Annotated in this window: 1 protein-coding gene; it reads right to left on the bottom strand. The window is 61.5% G+C overall.

Annotation, left to right across the window (positions count from 1 at the left end; genetic code table 11):
- On the bottom strand, positions 1 to 504 hold a 504-nt coding region (locus Q7C21_RS23150), incomplete at both ends, for a GTP-binding protein (protein ID WP_375151262.1).

The raw sequence follows: 504 nt of genomic DNA, 5'->3' as shown, positions 1-504 counted from the left end.
CAGTGGCGCCCAGTCCACCACGGCATCGAGCACGTGATCGACACCGAAGTTGCCCAGGGCGGTACCGAAGAACACCGGGGTCAACTGGCCGTCGAGGAACTCCTGCTGGTTGAACTCGTGGCAGGCACCCTGCACCAGTTCCAACTGCTCGATGAAACGCTCGTACTCGTCACCCAGGTGGGCGCGGGCTTCGTCGGAGTCGAGTTTCTCGATGATCTTGGTTTCGGTACGTTCGTGGCCGTGGCCCGGGGTGTAGACGATGATGTAGTCGCCCGCCAGGTAGTACACACCCTTGAAGTCGCGGTAGCAACCGATCGGCCAGGTGATAGGCGCGGCCTTGATCTTCAGCACCGCTTCGATTTCGTCCAGCAGCTCGATCGGGTCGCGAATATCGCGGTCGAGTTTGTTGATGAAGCTGACGATGGGCGTATCCCGCAGGCGGCAGACGTCCATCAGGGCGATGGTCCGGGGCTCAACGCCCTTACCGCCATCGAGCACCATCAG

Source organism: Pantoea sp. ANP04 (genome assembly GCF_041982285.1).
GTDB lineage: Bacteria > Pseudomonadota > Gammaproteobacteria > Enterobacterales > Enterobacteriaceae > Pantoea > Pantoea eucalypti.
The sequence above is the reverse complement of the archived record's forward strand: the minus strand, read 5'-3'. Positions and strand labels throughout refer to the sequence as shown.